The 12254-nt window shown below is 51.2% G+C and carries 17 protein-coding genes; 7 read left to right on the forward strand and 10 right to left on the reverse strand.

Translation table 11 applies throughout. From position 1 onward, the window contains the following. Position 1: 1 nt before the first annotated feature. Positions 2 to 838, reverse strand: coding sequence for a TIGR02285 family protein (locus AT746_RS16570; protein WP_062482616.1), 837 nt, complete (start codon positions 836 to 838; stop codon positions 2 to 4). Between the two features lie 316 nt (positions 839 to 1154). On the opposite strand from AT746_RS16570, the gene AT746_RS16575 reads away from it, so the two are divergent. Further along, entirely contained in the window at positions 1155 to 2150 is a 996-nt protein-coding gene (locus AT746_RS16575; protein WP_062482621.1) for a hypothetical protein, read from the forward strand. A gap of 38 nt (positions 2151 to 2188) precedes the next feature. Here AT746_RS16575 and AT746_RS16580 read toward each other — a convergent pair whose 3' ends face one another. Next, on the reverse strand, positions 2189 to 2986 hold the full coding sequence (locus AT746_RS16580) for a formyl transferase (RefSeq protein ID WP_062482624.1): 798 nt from the start codon (positions 2984 to 2986) through the stop codon (positions 2189 to 2191). 60 nt (positions 2987 to 3046) lie between these two features. Next, positions 3047 to 3193, reverse strand: a complete 147-nt coding sequence (locus AT746_RS19860) for a lmo0937 family membrane protein (protein WP_156413723.1) — start codon at positions 3191 to 3193, stop codon at positions 3047 to 3049. Between the two features lie 178 nt (positions 3194 to 3371). On the opposite strand from AT746_RS19860, the gene AT746_RS16585 reads away from it, so the two are divergent. From AT746_RS16585 to AT746_RS16605, 5 genes are all read left to right on the forward strand, one after another. Continuing rightward, a complete protein-coding gene (locus tag AT746_RS16585) occupies positions 3372 to 3701 on the forward strand; it encodes a BON domain-containing protein (RefSeq protein ID WP_062482627.1) in 330 nt (109 codons plus the stop codon). Between the two features lie 23 nt (positions 3702 to 3724). Then, positions 3725 to 4036: a BON domain-containing protein gene (locus tag AT746_RS16590; protein ID WP_062482630.1), complete on the forward strand. Its 312-nt coding sequence runs from the start codon at positions 3725 to 3727 to the stop codon at positions 4034 to 4036. Positions 4037 to 4168: 132 nt separating this feature from the next. Beyond that, positions 4169 to 4933, forward strand: a complete 765-nt coding sequence (locus AT746_RS16595; protein WP_062482634.1) for a Crp/Fnr family transcriptional regulator — start codon at positions 4169 to 4171, stop codon at positions 4931 to 4933. 103 nt (positions 4934 to 5036) lie between these two features. Then, positions 5037 to 5789 carry a Crp/Fnr family transcriptional regulator gene (locus AT746_RS16600; RefSeq protein WP_062484327.1) on the forward strand — a complete coding sequence of 251 codons (753 nt, stop codon included), beginning with the start codon at positions 5037 to 5039 and terminating at the stop codon, positions 5787 to 5789. Between the two features lie 278 nt (positions 5790 to 6067). Further along, complete coding sequence (locus tag AT746_RS16605) at positions 6068 to 6832, forward strand: Crp/Fnr family transcriptional regulator (protein WP_062482643.1); 765 nt, start codon at positions 6068 to 6070, stop codon at positions 6830 to 6832. 81 nt (positions 6833 to 6913) lie between these two features. Here AT746_RS16605 and AT746_RS16610 read toward each other — a convergent pair whose 3' ends face one another. The 7 genes from AT746_RS16610 to AT746_RS16640 all read right to left on the reverse strand — a co-directional run bounded on the left by AT746_RS16610 (position 6914) and on the right by AT746_RS16640 (position 10798). Next, entirely contained in the window at positions 6914 to 7219 is a 306-nt protein-coding gene (locus AT746_RS16610) for a hypothetical protein (RefSeq protein ID WP_062482645.1), read from the reverse strand. 1 nt (position 7220) lies between these two features. Next, positions 7221 to 7643, reverse strand: a complete 423-nt coding sequence (locus AT746_RS16615; RefSeq protein ID WP_062482649.1) for a hypothetical protein — start codon at positions 7641 to 7643, stop codon at positions 7221 to 7223. Beyond that, entirely contained in the window at positions 7633 to 7992 is a 360-nt protein-coding gene (locus AT746_RS19935) for a hypothetical protein (protein ID WP_197414279.1), read from the reverse strand. The genes AT746_RS16615 and AT746_RS19935 overlap by 11 nt, the downstream gene beginning before the upstream one ends. Positions 7993 to 8085: 93 nt before the next feature. Then, positions 8086 to 9084: an OmpA family protein gene (locus AT746_RS16625; RefSeq protein ID WP_062482652.1), complete on the reverse strand. Its 999-nt coding sequence runs from the start codon at positions 9082 to 9084 to the stop codon at positions 8086 to 8088. After that, positions 9081 to 9512, reverse strand: coding sequence for a DUF4398 domain-containing protein (locus AT746_RS16630; protein ID WP_062482655.1), 432 nt, complete (start codon positions 9510 to 9512; stop codon positions 9081 to 9083). The genes AT746_RS16625 and AT746_RS16630 overlap by 4 nt, the downstream gene beginning before the upstream one ends. A 105-nt stretch (positions 9513 to 9617) precedes the next feature. Further along, complete coding sequence (locus tag AT746_RS16635; protein ID WP_062482658.1) at positions 9618 to 10355, reverse strand: GGDEF domain-containing protein; 738 nt, start codon at positions 10353 to 10355, stop codon at positions 9618 to 9620. Between the two features lie 113 nt (positions 10356 to 10468). Continuing rightward, entirely contained in the window at positions 10469 to 10798 is a 330-nt protein-coding gene (locus tag AT746_RS16640) for a hypothetical protein (protein ID WP_197414280.1), read from the reverse strand. 335 nt (positions 10799 to 11133) lie between these two features. Between AT746_RS16640 and AT746_RS16650 the strand changes: the two genes are divergently transcribed. Further along, complete coding sequence (locus tag AT746_RS16650) at positions 11134 to 12219, forward strand: DUF2891 domain-containing protein (RefSeq protein ID WP_062482664.1); 1086 nt, start codon at positions 11134 to 11136, stop codon at positions 12217 to 12219. Positions 12220 to 12254: the final 35 nt, after the last annotated feature.

Raw genomic sequence — 12254 nt, forward strand, 5'->3', positions numbered from 1 at the left:
GTTAACGAGCGAAATACTTTTCCGATATCTGTTGATGCAAAGACCGACTGCCGGTATCCAGCCATTGCTGGTAGGCATGCAGATACTCCGGGGACAGACGATGCACCCGCAACACCTTGTTGATATCACCAATCACCTGCTCCCCCCATTTATTGCGACTACAGGCAATATAACTCGGTGTTGCCTGCGGCATACCCTCAATGGGCAGAAACGCTATTTGCTGTGAGATTGTGCCTAATCTCTGCTGATACACCAGCTCCACCGGGAAGCCAAAGGTATAATCGATGCGTTTGAGATCGAGCATTTTCAGCAAATCAGAAAAGACATTGGCACCGGAGCGCCGGAGCAAGTGTTCGGTCTTCTGATGCTTCGCCAGCTCACTGTCTACGGGCCCCTTATATAAGCGCCCATCTGCCACACCACCTATAAGTTCCGGGTTTTTCATCAACGAGGACAGATCAACGCCCTGCTCTGTCATGTAGGGGCTGAATATTTCGCGATCTGCGGCGCGGATAATCAGACCATTAGGTAACACGACACCCCGTGGCTCTGAATACAGAATATAACGCTGCCGCTGTGGTGACTTATACAGCCCCACAATACAAACATTATGCTCCTGCATCAGCTTAATGATGCGCTCATAGCCAGCAGTCTGAACATTATGTTGATATTGAGGTAAGCGCCGGGCCAGAAATTGCCGGGTCAGATCATTATAGCCCTGGTCTTTCATTGGCCCTTTTACAAAAGTACCAGGCGGAAAGTCCGGCCTCAGCCAGAGGATCTCGCTGGCTGTTGCCATAAAACTGAATACCAACAGCATTACAATGAAGGCTTTCACAATAGATTTTTCCGTGACTCGAATCTCACTGGCCTATACGGACAGCATAGCTTTTGACGATAGAACAATCACCTAAACCGATGATTATTTTGTGAAATATCACAAAAGATCTGCATAAATACACTGCAGTGAGGACGCATAATACTAATCTGCCTCAGATTGGTTAATTATTCGACTCTTTAGTGAAAAACACGAACTCCCCGAGGTAGTGAATTTTTAACCCTTTGTTTTTAATGAAATATTTTATTGGCTCAGGTTTTGCTGTTTTTGATTAGAAGACACAACACCGATTATCACAACAGCCAAGGAATCAACTATGTACACCGATGAAGATCTCAACCAGGCCAGCGCACAGGGCGTGCTGACCGAACAGTCCGTCAATCACTTTCGTCAGTTTATCAACCAGCAACGACATCAGTTGCGTCAGGATCAGGAAAATTTCCGGCTCATCGCCGGTTTTAACGATATTTTTGTGGTGATTGCCTGCGCCCTGGTACTGTCCTCAGCAGGCTGGCTGACTCAGTATACCGGTCATTTCGCAGGTGCCCTGGCTTTCTCAGCGCTGTCATGGGGTCTGGCCGAAGTTTTCGTACGCCGCCGCAAAATGGCATTACCTGCTATCGGATTGCTGCTGAGCTTTTTAGGTGGATTAATCGCCACCCCTTTGCTTTTCGCCGACAATCCACAACCGGAAGTCTTTGCATTGTCCGGATTGCTTGCCGCTGTGGGTGGCTGGTTGCACTGGCGGAGATTCCGCGTGCCGGTTACCGTCGCCGCAGCCTTTGCCGCCACCATGTTGGCGGTAGTGGGACTACTGATGAGCCAGTTCCTGTTTCTGCATAACTGGGTTCAGGAAATGGTCTTTACTGGCGGTTTACTGGCCTTTGGCCTGGCCATGTATTGGGATGCATCAGACCAGGCGCGGATTACCCGCCGCTCTGATGTGGCATTCTGGCTGCATCTGTTGGCGGCCCCCATGCTGGTGCATCCACTGTTCTCAGCAATGGGTATCCTTGAAGGCGTGGCAGATTTGAATAATATGTTGATTGTAATGGCGGTGTACGGACTTCTGGCACTGGTTTCCATCACCGTCGATCGCCGGGCCTTAATGGTGTCGGCTCTGGGTTATGTGCTTTATGCCCTTTCAGAGCTGTTCGATACCTTTGGCATGGTGCAGTTAAATTTTGCCCTCACCGGTATCTGTCTGGGTAGCGCTTTGTTGTTGCTCTCAGCCTTCTGGCATCAGGTACGGGAACTGGTAATGAAGGCGGTCCCAAAACCCGTTCATGCCTATTTGCCAACGCTGCATTAAACCAGTACAAAAAGCCGCTTAAAGCGGCTTTTTGCCGTTCAATAGTAATGCTGCTTAAGAAATTCCATTACCTCTTCTTCATCCACCAGTTTCAGGCCCCTCTGCGAAAAGGCATCCAGATGCTCCCTGGCAGGAAAGCTAAAATACTGGCCGCCCTGTGGCTGTGGCTCTGATACCAGTACCTGGCCCTGTTCAATGCGCTGCACCGCACTGACTAACAGTTCACAACCTGCCGGATAAAGCTGTAACACGTGCCACAGGTACGACTTATCAGGCTCCACTGTAAGGCGACTGGTGGAAATGATGCCACCGGTATCGATACGACCATCTTCGATAACGTGGCAGGTGGTGCCAATCTCTTTTTCCCCTTTCAACATGGCCCAGAATGTGGCCATCACCCCGCGAAAATCGGGCAGCAGACCGGAATGAAGATTAATCACGCCATATTCAGGTATCGCTATCAAAGGGTCTTTGAGAATGCCGCCATAGCGGATACTTAAGATCAGATCCGGCTTCAGAGCCCTGATCTGGCTAAGACCTTGCTCTGAATTAATCTGATTCATCACTGCCACTGGCTGATTCAACATCGAATCAAACTGGGAAAAGGAGCAGTATTTACCGGGCCGCTGTGGCGGGGCTGGTAAATGAGGGAAAATCAGCTGATTACACAGCGACAGCTCAAAAAACCTCAGTCGTTTCAGCTCAGGCAACGCACCGGGCTTACCCACCTGTGAAGATAAAAACACCCTCAGATTATGTCTCTGAAGGCGCGGCAACAATAGATTCAGGGCCAGATTACTGGCCAGATCCCGGTTTGCCAGAATAAGGATATTCACAACACAGTATCCCTGATTAAAATGATCAGGCGATACTATAACGCAATAACAGGGTGCAAATCAGATGCCGCGACCCCGTATCAGCCGCACGGCAATGACGATCAGGGCCAGCACCAGCAAAATATGGATAAAACCGCCCATGGTATAGGATGACACCAACCCCAGCGCCCACAGAATAATCAGTACCACAATCACTGTTTCTAACATAGGTTTCTACCTGCTAACTGTATAAGGGCATTTACTATGCAGCATTGCGACCTGGCTGTATGTACGCTGGACAACACAACAAACAAATACAGTGCCATAGGTGCGCTGGCGCACAGATCTGTGGTTCTGACAGGCTTAAGCTGATAGCCCAGTTAACCAAACATGTGAGGATCGGATCATGATACTACGCCAGGCATTCTGTGCTCTGTTGCTGACGCTGCCACTGATAGCCGTGACAGCCTGCGACAATATGACAGAAACAAAGACCCAACCGCAAAAGATCGACGATAACAGCCTGAGCCAGGCGGTTTCCGAGGTTTTAGAACGTGACGCCCTGTCTGCCCGAAGTAATATTAAGGTGACTTCTCTGGATGGCAAGGTAAGCCTTACGGGAACAGTGGCCTCAGCAGAGGACAAAACCCACGCCACCGGGCTGGTTAAAAAAGTCAATGGTGTCAAAACTGTAAACAATGATCTGGAAATAACCACTCCGGCCGACTCTCAATAACCTTATCCAAAGGAATTTTTATTATGAAAACACGTAATATCTACGCGGTATTTTTTCTTAGCCTGTTCAGCCTGACACTGTTGGGTTGTGGCGCAACCGAAACCAGTGAAAGTACCGGTGAATATGTTGATGACACCGTCATTACCACTAAAGTAAAGGCAGCCATTTTCAACAACGACGCCCTTGAATCCGCCGAAATTAATGTTGAAACCTTCAAAGGCGAAGTACAGCTGAGCGGTTTCGTCAGTTCAACAGCCAACATGAATACCGCGGTGCGCCTGGCCCGCAACGTTACCGGCGTGAAATCGGTAAAAAATAAGATGCAGGTAAAATAATGGCGGAAGTCTGGGCGTGTTGATCTTTATGTGCGGCAGCGTACAGAGTGAGCCCTAAGCTCCGCTATACTGATAGACTCTTTGCAAACAGGAATACCCATCACATTGGATGATGGGTATAAGGAAAAGGTTATGCCCAAACTGGCATCACAGCAATGCGTTGACCCCAAGCTGCATAAGCCAACGGAAAATCAGTTACTCAAAGCCCTCGATGCAGATGTGCAGGAGCGGCTTTTTCCGCATCTGGAGCTGGTTAAAATGCCACTTGGCAAAGCACTGTACGAGTCTGGCGATGTACTGCGCCATGTCTATTTTCCCACCGATTGTATCGTGTCACTGCTTTATGTGATGGAAAATGGCGAGTCAGCCGAGATATCCGTGGTCGGACACGACGGCATGATTGGCGTCGCCCTGATAATGGGCGGTGAGAGCACCACCAGCCGCGCCATAGTGCAAAGTTCCGGTTTTGCCTATCGTTTAGCTGGCCAGCGCATGAAGGCCGAGTTTAGCCGCCATGGGGATATGCTGCATTTAATGCTGCGCTACTCACAGGCACTGATCACCCAAATGGCCCAGACCGCAGTGTGTAACCGCCACCACAGTATCGACCAGCAGCTTTGTCGCTGGCTGTTGCTGTCGCTGGATCGCCTTAAAGACAACCACCTGGTAATGACTCAGGAACTGATTGCTAATATGCTGGGGGTGCGCCGCGAAGGTGTAACGGAAGCGGCGGGCCGTCTTAACAGACAAGGTGTGATTGACTACAGCCGTGGCCATATTATTGTCAAAGACAGGGCCAGACTGGAACAGCTGAGCTGTGAATGCTACCAGGTAGTCAAAGCCGAAACAGATCGTCTGTTGCCGCTGTCACGTCATCAGCCCCATTCCGTGTCATAGCGCACAGAAACAGGTAGCTGGCGGCGTTATATTGACCTATCAAGGCTGCACAGCACCTGCCTTGTCTATCAAAGCAATCAAATCAGTGCAAAAGGCTTTTTCTATGTCTGCTCAAACGGCGTCAGTGATTACCAATCATTTGCTGCAATTATTAAGTCCGGACGAGCGCCACATCCTGCTACAACATTGTAAGGTGGTAACACTGCAATTCGCCGATGTTCTTTGTGAACCAAACCAGCCCTACCGCTATCTGTATTTTCCCCTTAGTGGTTTTATCTCTCTGGTCACCAGGCTGGAAGGTCATAAACCGCTGGAAATGGGCTTAATCGGCAATGAAGGTATGCTCGGCGTGACCCTGGCACTGGGTGTCAGCACCGCGCCGATGCAGGCGGTGGTGCAGGGCAAAGGTACTGCCTGGCGCATTAGTATTGCCGATTTAAAGCAATGTTTACTGCACTGCCCGCAATTGCAACGTGTGTTACAACAATATCTGTTTGTACAATTAACTCAGCTGGCCCAGAGTGCAGCCTGTGCTCACTTTCATGAACTCTCCCCGCGTCTGGCGCGCTGGTTACTGATGAGCGACGATCGCGCGCACAGCGACCAGTTTTACCTTACCCACCAGTTTCTGGCGGGTATGCTCGGCGTGCGTCGCAGCGGTATAACCGTTGCTGCGGGTATTATGCAACAGCAAAAACTTATCTGTTACAGCAGGGGCGTGGTGAGCATTCTGGATCGCAAGGCGTTACAGGCTATTACCTGTGAATGCTATCAGGCAGGATTGGACGACTACAGGAATATACTCGGAGAGCCACAAGCTGACACTCAGATAATCAGCGCACAAGGTCAGTCATAAGCCAGGAATCGAAACCTGCTGTACAGGCAGATCCCGGGTCAGGGAAATGCATCGGATAAGTCCTGCGAATTACCATCTAAATATTAAAGGTTGTGATGCAATTCAGTGAGGTTGTTAATTAGGGCGCCCGGCTAGTGGGATTAGCTGCGTGACATCAGTGAAAAATATGGTGCGGATAAATTTTCATCGGATGATACTATATGTGCGTTAGCGCACAGAGCGTATTCGTTGCTTACCTAATACTGACAATCTCTTTGCACACAGATAAGGATAAAGTTATGCCTAAATTGGCATCACAGCAGTGCATAGATCCCAAACAGCATCAGCCAACGGAAAATCAGTTACTGAAAACCCTCTCTTCAGAAGTAAAGGAGAGGCTTTTTCCATATCTGGAACTGGTCGAGATGCCACTGGGCAAAGTACTGCATGAGTCAGGCGAAGTATTGCGTTATGTCTATTATCCCACCGATTGTATCGTGTCACTGCTCTATGTGATGGAAAATGGCGCATCAGCGGAAATATCCGTGGTCGGCCACGATGGTATGATTGGTATCGCCCTGATTATGGGCGGCGAGAGCACCACCAGCCGCGCCATAATACAAAGTGCCGGTTTTGCCTATCGGTTACCTGGTCAGCGAATAAAGGATGAATTCAACCGCCACGGAGAGTTGCTGCATTTAATGTTGCGCTATTCACAGGCGTTGATCACTCAAATGGCACAGACCGCAGTCTGTAACCGCCATCACAGTATCGATCAGCAACTCTGTCGCTGGTTATTGCTGTCTTTGGACAGGCTAAAAGATAATCATCTGGTGATGACTCAGGAACTGATTGCCAATATGCTGGGGGTGCGCCGCGAAGGGGTAACCGAAGCCGCAGGCCGGTTGCATAAACAAGGCGTGATTGACTACAGCCGAGGCCATATTATTGTCACCGACAGGGAGAAACTGGAGCGGTTGAGTTGCGAATGCTATGGCGTGGTCAAGTCCGAAACGGATCGTCTGCTGCCAGCATCACGACACAGGACTGAATCCGTGGTGTAGCACACCGGTGCACAAAAAACCGGTTTTAGCGGTGTTGAGTTACCAGAAATAAGCCCGCAGAGCTAAAAACCGAAACGCCACTCAAACCAATGTACGAAGAATGTAAGCAGTAAACACCGTGCGAAGCCAGGCTGCAAAGGCTGTCAGAGGTTTGCGCGTGGTGGTGTTTTTGGAGCCAGTGTGATTGGAAGGGGTATTATCCTGGTGATATAACCACCAGCCAAGCAACGCACCGCTGAGGGTTGCCACCACCAGCGCCGTCGGAGAGCTGAGCCTGTTGTGCACCGCGTTGGCGACGACACGGGTTTGTGCGCCTAACTGCCGGCGTTGTTGCGGTAACTGTTGCGCCAGTTGAGCAATTTCTCGATTGAGTTGTCGGGGCTGCATATCATCTGGCCTCTTTGGCCAGTTCTGAACCTGCCAGACGCAGGCTCTGCATAGTTGCCGGGAAACGCAACAGGCTGCTGTAATAGCGGCAGCGACGCAGCACAAACCACAAGCCCGACAGATTAACCACCATCGCCAGCCCCAGAGCCTGACCTGCCGACAACAGGCTATGCTGTGCCAGTATGATGATTTGTGCCAGTGCACCAAACCATAACGTCAGGGCCAGTAAACCTGCGATCAGACCAAATACCAGTAACGCGACCATGCTGTTTGCTACCCGCTGACCTTCGAGCGTCAGCAGTTGCAGTTGATCACAGGCCAGCGCTCTGACTTGCTGCCACCATGCAACCAATTCAGCCGTTACCTCTGGCGGTACTGAAGAAACACCCGCTGATGCGGGTGTTGTAATAGAATCATTTGGCATTATGCCCACCGCTGCGATGGCTTAACCACCAGCTAAACAGCATACCTCCAGCCACTGCTACCCCAAGCGACATCAACGGATGGCTGCGTACCTGATCGCGGGTGCCTTCGGTTAACTGCTGCTGCAGATGCTGCAACTGTACGCCTTTTTTCGAAATGGCCTCGGCGGCGTGATTCACACCACTTGCCATTTTATCCACCGTGTTGTGAGCACTGGCGGTCACCTGTTTGATGGCCGGTGAACCCGCTTCCGCGGCACTGTCGATAGCACGATGTATACGGCCCGAAGCGGAGTCCACTCCACTGTTGAATTCATTTTTGGCCGCATTGGTTTCTGTTGGCTTTTCCATAATAACTCCGATTGTATGCAACAGCGGCAAGATTGCCGCTGTCTTGGCTATAGAATGCCGGGTTTGGTCGGCCAGGTCGGTGCGCCAGCACGCTTAGCGCTTATCCGCTAACTCAACGGCGTTGGCAATAATTACTTCCACCCGCCGGTTCTGCTCCCGACCATCGGCTGTTGAATTGCTGGCCAATGGTGTGTTTTCACCCATGCCGGTAACAGCCAGACGACTGTCTGCTATGCCCTGCGCCAGCAAAAACGTCTTCACCGTCTCCGCACGGCGCTGCGACAGCAGCATATTAGAAGCATCACTGCCAACATCGTCAGTATGGCCTTCAATCTGGGCGGTGCGCTCTGGGTAAGCCATTAAGAACTTGGCCAGTTTTTGCAAATGGTTACTGCTGCTGACTTTCAGATTAGCCTTACCGGTATCGAATAACACATCGCCCAGCGTCACCACTAAACCTCTGTCGGTGGGTTTAGCATTAAGTTCATCCAGTTGGGTGCGTAATTCGGCGGCGGCAGCATCAGAGCTATCAGCCTGCTGACGTGCAGAGCGGGCCTCAGAAAGCGCGTTTTGCTCACGGTTTTCGGCCAACATCGCCTGTCGTTTAGCCAGTGCTGAATCAATACGGGCATCACTGGCCTCTGCCTGAGCACTGCTGGCCTGAGACCGTGCCTGCTCAGCATCACTGCGGGCATCGCTGGCATCCGCCCGGGCTCGCTTCGCTTCCAGAGTGCGGGCGTTCAGCCTGACATCATCACGTTGCTGACTCAGCGCTTCCCGTTGAGACTCCAGCAGACGCGTTTGTGCCTGAGCCCCGGCCATCGCCACCTTACGCTCTGCCATCACCACCCGGTGATGGGCCAGTTCAGTATTTCTTTCCGGCTGTTCTGCCAGGATCACGGCCTGCTCGGCTTCTTTTATTGCCAGCGGCGCCAATACCGCCAGTTGACTGTCGCTTTGCAGCTGTGTGAGCTGCTGACGTACATCAGCAGCGCCATCGGGCATCTTCGGAGCACTGGCACAAGCGGTCACAAAAACAGCAGCAAAGCTGATACTCAGCAATGTTCTGCCAAAAGGTAATATGCGGTTCATGGTTTTACTCCTGACAAGTTACGTTGCACTTCCTGCTGTAATACATCAATGCTTTGTTGCATATCCTGATTAATGGCCTGGGCTTTTATCAGGTCGGCACGAGCCTGTGCCAGTTCGGCGCTGGCCTGTGATTGCAGAGCCAGTCGCTGAGCCTGAAGCATATCCTTTGCAGTCACCGCATTGCGGGCGGCGGCCAGCTCTGAGCGGGCGGCATTGAGTTCAGTACTGGTGTAACGAATAGTCTGGGCCCTTTCGGCGTTACCTATGGCGCGCTCGGCGGCGTCAAGTTCAGCAGATGGGGTTTTAAGAGGGGTCGCGCAGCCAGTCGCTAATACTGCAGCAATGGTCAGCATCAAGCCTGGTTTCAGCAGCCGCTTGCGGATTAAAGCGGATACCATTGATACCTGGGCGGCAATGAGTGTTTTCATTAGAAACTCCTGATAGTCGGGGGCTGCAGAAACCTGCGCCCTGACTTACTATGCCCCAACGGTAAAACGCTGTCGGTACGCTGGCGCGCATAGCACTGGCATGATTCAGGCGTTAATACTACTTGTTGTCTGAAAAAGTGAGCCCCGTCGTTTAGCCCTGTACATAGCGGCGTCGGCATGCCTGATCAGCGCTTGTGCGCTGTCACCATCGGCAGGAAAGAGTGCCACACCAATGCTGGCTGACAAAGACACACTGCCGCTCTTTATCTGGTAGGGTTGCGCCAACAGGTGCGTCACCTTGGCTGCAAACTGATTCACATCATCATTGCTCTTAATGTTGTTGAGCAGTAACAGAAACTCATCACCGCCGTGGCGGCTGATAGCGTCGCTTTCACGAATGGCCGAGCGCAGGCGAGCGCCGACCAGTTGCAGCACCTCATCACCAGCGGCATGGCCGAACTGATCATTCACGGGTTTAAAGTTATCCAGATCGACAAACAACAGGGCAAACAGACTGTGTTGCCGTTTGGCGATACTGATAGCCTGCTGAATGCGATCCAGCATAATGCTGCGGTTGAGGGTTTGGGTAAGTGCATCACACTGACTGTCCTGCATCAATTGCTGCAGCTCTGTCCGGGCCTGTTGCAGTGCCAGCAACAGACGCTTATTTTCCTGCTGCAATTGTTCCTTTTGCAGGCTCCAGATATCGCGCTGTAACATCACATCACAGTTCACTCCATCACGCTGTGCCTGCTGACCATTGTGACCGTTCTGACGATTGGCCCGCAGTTTTAGCATGGTGCTGCGCAGTTGAAACGGGTTAGAATCCTGAGGATCTTTCATAACAGGGCTCCTGTATTGAGACTATTAAGATATCCTGATATTGCTGCGACAAATGTGCGATATCACACATTAACGCAGGAAAATAACAGCCTGTTGACCAGTTTGCTCGCCTGCTATGCAAGGTTGCATTGATCAAGAAAGGTTTTAACCTGTTTGTCAGCCAGATGGCGGTCGATGTGATAGCGCTGTTGTACCAGACTACTCAGTTGTTGCTGATCACCGTCGCTTTTCAGTATTTCGGCTTCGCTGAGCTTACCCCACTGACTTTTGGCAGCTTTTACCTGGGTCGGCCATTTCACTTTGCCTCCGGGTGGCGGCCCGGCCTGCTCCGGCCTTAAACTGGCTTCGGGTTTTATTGGCGTAGCTTCCATTTTATCGTCCATATCGGCCTTGTTCGCTTTGTCGAGTTTCACACCGCGATTATGTTTACTGTACTTGTTCATAAAAGACCTCCTTATAGGTTCCTTCAGTACAGGATTGCACTGACCGGTAGAACAAAGTCTGAACGATGGTCAAATCTGAGTCGGTGCGCCAACGCGCATAAGGGCAGGTTAATGCAGAATGGTTTGTACTGTTATTGTCGCAATATAGAGGTCAACCTGAAGCCGGGCACGACTGAGCCTGAGGTAACATCAGGGTTTACAGGATCCATCTTTATCCGGATTGCAGGCCATTCAAACCTGCAGCTCCAGGCAGATCGCAACAAAGCATACAGGCGACAATTGAACAAATTTGCTTTAACCTTCGCGCTATCGATCTTTGTTCACAAGGCATGACTATGATGTTTCGCACGCTTATCGGCACCACCCTATTCCTTCTTATCAGCCTGAACTGCCACGCAGGCAGCTCACAAAGCCGCGCGGCTCATGCCCTTACCCTAAATGAGGCCAATAAACTGGTTAGCCTGCCATTACATTGCGTTGAAACACCCTACCCCTATAAAACCGGTGTGGTACTGGGCAGCGCTGAAGATTTACAGGAACCCTCTGTACATCACCCAATCTTTTACGGCTGCTTTGACTGGCACAGTGCTGCACATGGTTACTGGTCGCTGGTAACCTTACTGCGTCAGTTCCCGGATTTAGAGGGGGAGGACGAGGTCAAAGCCCTACTTAAGCGTAATTTAACCGCCGACAAAGTAGCCGGTGAAGTGGCCTTTTTCAGCAAAGACATCAATGCCTCATTCGAACGCACTTATGGCTGGGCCTGGTTGCTGAAGCTCTCTGATGAGCTGCACGCCTGGCAGGATCCCATGGCACAACAACTGGCCACAAACCTGCAGCCGCTGGCCGATCTTATCGTTAAGCGCTATCTGGATTTCCTTCCGCGGCTGCTCTACCCCATTCGTGTTGGCGAGCACACTAATATCGCCTTCGGTTTAAGTTTTGCCTATGACTACGCCGTGAATCGCCAACACACTGAGTTACAACAGCTCATTACTGAACGTGCAAAAAGCTATTTTTTACAGGATAAAAACTGCCCCATAAGCTGGGAGCCCAGTGGCTACGATTTTATCTCGCCCTGTCTGGAAGAAGTGGGCCTGATGCAGCGCATTCTGCCCGAAGATCAGTTCCTGCCCTGGTTAGAGAGTTTTATGCCGCAACTGGCCGACCCGGACTATCAGTTAGCAGTAGGGAGCGTCAGCGACCGCACCGATGGCAAGCTGGTGCATCTGGATGGTTTAAATTTCAGCCGTGCATGGAATCTCTATGCCCTGGCAGGGCAGTATCCGAAGTATCACCATTTAAACGCGCTGGCGGATAAACATATGGCCCATTCCTACCCCAACCTCATAGGCGACAGCTATGAAGGCAGCCACTGGTTAGGCAGCTTTGCTATTCATGCCTTAAACAGCGCCAGATAATAGCGCTGTTTAAGGCAGCGCTGACCGCCAACGGG

Origin of the sequence: Lacimicrobium alkaliphilum (genome assembly GCF_001466725.1) — a bacterium.
In the GTDB taxonomy this organism is placed as follows: domain Bacteria; phylum Pseudomonadota; class Gammaproteobacteria; order Enterobacterales; family Alteromonadaceae; genus Lacimicrobium; species Lacimicrobium alkaliphilum_B.

Bases quoted from the DNA above. Each gene is read 5' to 3' on its own strand.
- AT746_RS16610 (WP_062482645.1), bottom strand. From the start codon at position 7,219: ATGCAGCCCCGACAACTCAATCGAGAAATTGCTCAACTGGCGCAACAG.
- AT746_RS16590 (WP_062482630.1), top strand. From the start codon at position 3,725: ATGAAAACACGTAATATCTACGCGGTATTTTTTCTTAGCCTGTTCAGC.
- AT746_RS16605 (WP_062482643.1), top strand. From the start codon at position 6,068: ATGCCTAAATTGGCATCACAGCAGTGCATAGATCCCAAACAGCATCAG.
- AT746_RS16630 (WP_062482655.1), bottom strand. From the start codon at position 9,512: ATGAAAACACTCATTGCCGCCCAGGTATCAATGGTATCCGCTTTAATC.
- AT746_RS16635 (WP_062482658.1), bottom strand. From the start codon at position 10,355: ATGAAAGATCCTCAGGATTCTAACCCGTTTCAACTGCGCAGCACCATG.
- AT746_RS16640 (WP_197414280.1), bottom strand. From the start codon at position 10,798: ATGAACAAGTACAGTAAACATAATCGCGGTGTGAAACTCGACAAAGCG.
- AT746_RS16625 (WP_062482652.1), bottom strand. From the start codon at position 9,084: ATGAACCGCATATTACCTTTTGGCAGAACATTGCTGAGTATCAGCTTT.
- AT746_RS16575 (WP_062482621.1), top strand. From the start codon at position 1,155: ATGTACACCGATGAAGATCTCAACCAGGCCAGCGCACAGGGCGTGCTG.
- AT746_RS19935 (WP_197414279.1), bottom strand. From the start codon at position 7,992: ATGGAAAAGCCAACAGAAACCAATGCGGCCAAAAATGAATTCAACAGT.
- AT746_RS16600 (WP_062484327.1), top strand. From the start codon at position 5,037: ATGTCTGCTCAAACGGCGTCAGTGATTACCAATCATTTGCTGCAATTA.
- AT746_RS16650 (WP_062482664.1), top strand. From the start codon at position 11,134: ATGATGTTTCGCACGCTTATCGGCACCACCCTATTCCTTCTTATCAGC.
- AT746_RS16615 (WP_062482649.1), bottom strand. From the start codon at position 7,643: ATGCCAAATGATTCTATTACAACACCCGCATCAGCGGGTGTTTCTTCA.
- AT746_RS19860 (WP_156413723.1), bottom strand. From the start codon at position 3,193: ATGTTAGAAACAGTGATTGTGGTACTGATTATTCTGTGGGCGCTGGGG.
- AT746_RS16595 (WP_062482634.1), top strand. From the start codon at position 4,169: ATGCCCAAACTGGCATCACAGCAATGCGTTGACCCCAAGCTGCATAAG.
- AT746_RS16585 (WP_062482627.1), top strand. From the start codon at position 3,372: ATGATACTACGCCAGGCATTCTGTGCTCTGTTGCTGACGCTGCCACTG.